This window comes from Gilliamella sp. Gris1-4, from assembly GCF_001690335.1.
GTDB classification, from domain to species: domain Bacteria; phylum Pseudomonadota; class Gammaproteobacteria; order Enterobacterales; family Orbaceae; genus Gilliamella; species Gilliamella apicola_P.
In genome coordinates, this window is sequence record NZ_LZHA01000051.1 from 1 (window position 1) to 4,877 (window position 4,877).

The window sequence follows — 4,877 nt, forward strand, 5'->3', positions numbered from 1 at the left end:
GCCTGTACTATGTTGATGAGCCCTGATAATCGAGCCATCTAGGAACACCCATTCAAAATCCGCTAGTTGTGATAAATGTTTGAAAATATCAACTAATATTCCTTTTTTAGACCACAAATTAAATCATCTATAGACGGTGCTCCATTCACCAAATTCTTCTGGCAAATCTCGCCAAGGAATACCGGTTCTCATTCGGAAAAGGCTCCCTTCAAACGTCATCTCAGCTCGGATTTATTATAAACTCGGCCGGTATTTTTCATTATTTGTAGTAGCTTTTCCCACCGTTTATCTGTTAGCATTGTTATTGGCATGATGAGTCGAGTTATGGTTGTTTTTGGCTGAATTATTATAACTTACATCATGCCGGCTAAAAAATAATCACGAAAGATCAACACGCCCTAGCAACATGCTAGCTTTTTTTTTACATAAGATATTCTGTATAAAATACTGTTAATGGAGTTTGAAAGATTAAAATGATAGAAGAAAAAGTATATTTACCTAAGGAACTCAGTTGGTTATCTTTCAATCAACGAGTTTTACAAGAAGCTGCTGATAAAAGTAATCCGCTTATAGAAAGAATACATTTTTTAGGTATATACTCAAGTAATCTTGATGAATTTTATAAAGTACAGTTTGCCAATTTAAAAAAATATGTGCTTATTGAACAAGAACAAGTCAACTCATCTTCTAACTCTAAAAACCTATTACGTCAAGTAAACCAAAAAGTTATTCAACTAGAATTGCAGTTTGACCAACTTTATAATGAACTATTATTAGAAATGGCGAGAAATCAAATCTTTTTGATTAATGAAAGACAACTTTCAACTTACCAAGAAACTTGGATAAAAAATTTTTATAAACAAAATCTTAGGCAATACATCACCCCTATCTTACTCGATAGTCATACCGAACTTATTCAATTTTTGAAAGATGATCATGCCTATTTAGCTGTAGAAATTATTTGTGAAGATAAAACCAATTATGCGTTACTTGAGTTACCGACAGATAATATTTCTCGTTTTGTGTTATTACCGTCAGAAATTTCAACTAAAAATAAATCGATCATTTTTTTGGATAACATATTACGTTACTGTTTACCCGATATTTTTAAGGTTTTTTTTGATGCCAAAGAATTAAATGCCTATTCAATTAATATTAATAGAGATGCTGAATACGAATTAAATACGGAGTTAGACAGTTTGCTTGAACTTATGTCACAAGGTCTAAAACAACGTTTGACTGCACAGCCTGTTCGTTTTACTTACCAAAAAGATATGCCCAAAGCATTATTTGAGTTATTGATCAATAAATTGTTATTAACTGAGCAAGATGCAATGCCAAGTGGACGCTATCCTAATTTTAAAGATCTTGTAAAATTTCCTGACTTTGGACAAAAAAGGCTGTTAAATAAAAAAATTCCTAGTCTAAGTTATAATCGATTTAAACAATTTCGTAATTCGTTTGATGCGATTAAAGATCGAGATGTATTGCTTTATTATCCTTACTACTCTTTTGGACATGTATTAGAAATTATGCGCCAAGCTTCGTTTGATCCATCTGTTACACATATTCGCATGAATATCTATCGCGTCGCAAAAGATTCCCGTTTTATTCACGCTGCAATTAATGCTGCCAATAATGGTAAAAAGGTCACTGTAGTTGTTGAATTACAGGCAAGGTTTGATGAAGAGGCAAATATAAAATGGGCAAAACGATTAATTAGTAGTGGAATTAAAGTTATCTATTCACAACCAAAACTAAAGATCCACGCCAAATTATTTTTGATTGATCGTAAAGAAAATGGCGAAATTGTTCGTTACGCCCATATTGGTTCAGGTAATTTTAATGAAAGGACTGCAAGAATTTATACCGATTTTTCGTTATTAACTGCCGATCCTGTAATTACAGATGAAGTTAAAAATGTATTTAATTTCATTGAAAACCCATTTAAACCAGTTTCATTTCATCATTTACTTGTTTCTCCACAAAATACCCGATTGAGATTTTATGAATTTATCCAACGAGAAATAAATAATGTCAAAGCAGGTAAAGTAGCAGGTATCTATTTAAAGCTTAATGCAATAACCGACAAAGATATGATAGATCAATTATATCGTGCATCTTGTGCTGGTGTAAAAATCAGAATGGTTGTAAGAGGAACTTGTGTTTTGGTACCACAAATTCCAAATTTAAGCCAAAACATAACTGTGACAAGTATTGTTGATCAGTTTTTAGAACATGCTCGTGTGTATATTTTTGAAAATGATGGGAAAAAAGACACATATATTTCTTCTGCTGATTGGATGCCTCGTAACCTAGATAATCGTATTGAAGTGGGAGTAAAAATCTTCGACCCAATAATAAAATCAACTATACATAATATTTTTAATATTCAATGTAATGATAATGTAAAAGCTCGCATTATTGATAAAGATGCAACTAATAATTATGTACAAAGAGGTAATAAGAAAAAAATTAGAGCACAATATGCCATTTATGATTATTTGAAACAGTTAGAATTGGTTGAATAAGGGATTTAAAGTGAATAAATTCAATGAATATGCGGTAGTTGATCTTGGTTCAAATAGTTTTCACATGGTTATTGCTCGTATTATAGATGGTGCTGTACAGATCATTTATAAAAATAAAAAAAATATTCATCTCGCCACAGGGCTTAATAGTAATAACCATCTAAGTGAATCAAGCATTATGCGAGGTGTTGAATGCCTTACACTATTTGCTGAAAGATTAAATGGATTTCCACCTGAACGTGTCCGTGTTGTAGCAACACATACATTACGAATTGCAAAAAATAGATATAAATTTTTAATGGCTGCGGCTAAAGTATTTCCATTTCCTATAGAAATCATATCAGGACAAGAAGAAGCACGTCTTATTTATTTAGGTACTATGACATCAGAATCAACATCGACAAATGATACTAAATTTGTAATAGATATCGGTGGAGGATCTACAGAAATTGCAATAGGTAGAGGAAATGATCTAAAACCGTTGATTGTTGCTAGTCGCCCTATGGGATGCATAACTTATGCTAAACAGTTTTTTCATGAAAAAAAAATTAACGTTATTTCATTTGAACGAGCAAAGCTTGCCGCCGAACAACAAATTGAAAGCTTGATTAATATTATAAAAAAACAAAATATTACTGTTGCATTTGGTACATCAGGAACCATCAAGTCTATTTATCGTATCTTATTAGATATTGGGGTTTGTGATGGAATTATTACCCCAAAAAGGCTCGATGATTTAATTAGTTATGTTTTAGAATTCAACTCTTTTCAAGATATTGACTATCCTTCACTTTCTAGTGAAAGAAAAAGTATATTTGTCAGCGGGCTAGCTATATTTAGTGGGGTATTTAACGCATTTGGGTTAAATACTTTACAATTTAGCTCATGCGCATTACGTGAAGGAGTGCTTTATGAGTTGATTGAAGGTCCTAATTTCCAAGATATTAGACAAAATACCGCGCAAACTCTTTCAGAACATTACAATATAGATCAACGCCATGCTACGCAAGTTGTTAAAACGGCAAAATATTTATTTTCTCAATGGCAACAACAGGCACCAATATCTGTTCCGGCAAACCTTGAATCTATTTTATATTGGGCTGCTTTGTTACATGAGGTAGGGTTAAAAATTAACTTTTCTTCAGTTCATAAACATTCAAGCTATATTTTAAAAAATAGTAATTTACCCGGATTTAACGAAGAACAGCAATTACTTCTATCTACTCTTGTTCTTCACCATAGAAAGTCGATCAATATTGATGCTATACCTTATTTTAGTTTGTTTGAATACAAACATATAATACCGCTAATGCAAATCCTAAGATTATCTATACTCATCAATAATCAGCGAAATTCAGAAATTGATTTACAAGCATTTCGTCTAAAATTATTAAAAAATAAACTAACTAAAGTGACTTTAGAAATTAATCAGGAATTTGTTGAAAATAATAAATTGATATTACTTGATTTAGAACAAGAACAAAAATATTGGAAAGACATTGAGGATTGGAAACTTTCAATTGTAGTTTGTTAATTATAAAAATCAAGTTATATATAAAATATCGCCATATCAATTGGCGGTATTGAAACAAGAAATAAGTTAACTAGTTACTAGGGCGTGTTGATCTTTCGTGATTATTTTTTAGACGGCATGATGTGAGTTATAATAATTCAGCCAAAAACAACCATAACTCGATTCATCATGCCAAGAACAATGCTAACAGATAAACGGAGGGAAAAGCTACTACAAATAATGAAAAATACCGACCGAGTTTATAATAAATCCGAGCTGAGATGACGTTTGAAGGGAGCCTTTTCCGAATGAGAACCGGTATTCCTTGGCGAGATTTGCCAGAAGAATTTGGTGAATGGAGCACCGTCTATAGATGATTTAATTTGTGGTCTAAAAAAGGAATATTAGTTGATATTTTCAAACATTTATCACAACTAGCGGATTTTGAATGGGTGTTCCTAGATGGCTCGATTATCAGGGCTCATCAACATAGTACAGGCGCTGCAACGGAGCATTCCGAGCAAATAGGTCAGAGCTGTGGTTGTCATTCAACTAAAATTCATCTTGCGGTTGATAGTGGTGGTTTGCCTATTTGTTTTGAGCTTTCTGAAGGACAACGACATATGATATCACTTATGCAGAAAACCTAGTTGAAAGGCTCGATGAAGTGAATACAGTGATAGCTGATAAAGGTTATGACAGCGAGTCTTTTCGGTGCTTTGTTCGTCAAAAAGGCGGACGAACGGTGATTGCTAAACGTAATTATGGTAAGGATATAGATAAAAGCAGTATGGATAGGTGCCTTTATCGCTATCGTCATTTAGTCGAGAATG

At 32.6% G+C, this 4,877-nt stretch carries 2 protein-coding genes and 2 pseudogenes; 3 read left to right on the forward strand and 1 reads right to left on the reverse strand.

Annotated features, from left to right (window positions below; all coding sequences use genetic code 11):
- Window positions 1-311, reverse strand: a pseudogene (locus tag A9G31_RS07065) (transposase); the annotation flags it as partial.
- Window positions 312-473: 162 nt separating this feature from the next.
- On the opposite strand from A9G31_RS07065, the gene ppk1 reads away from it, so the two are divergent.
- The 3 genes and pseudogenes from ppk1 to A9G31_RS12100 form a co-directional block, all read left to right on the forward strand.
- Entirely contained in the window at window positions 474-2,531 is a 2,058-nt protein-coding gene (gene ppk1 / locus A9G31_RS07070; RefSeq protein ID WP_065561042.1) for a polyphosphate kinase 1, read from the forward strand.
- Between the two features lie 64 nt (window positions 2,532-2,595).
- Window positions 2,596-4,065, forward strand: a complete 1,470-nt coding sequence (locus A9G31_RS07075; protein WP_081299375.1) for a Ppx/GppA phosphatase family protein — start codon at window positions 2,596-2,598, stop codon at window positions 4,063-4,065.
- A 168-nt stretch (window positions 4,066-4,233) separates the two neighbouring features.
- Window positions 4,234-4,877, forward strand: a pseudogene (locus A9G31_RS12100) (IS5 family transposase); the annotation flags it as partial.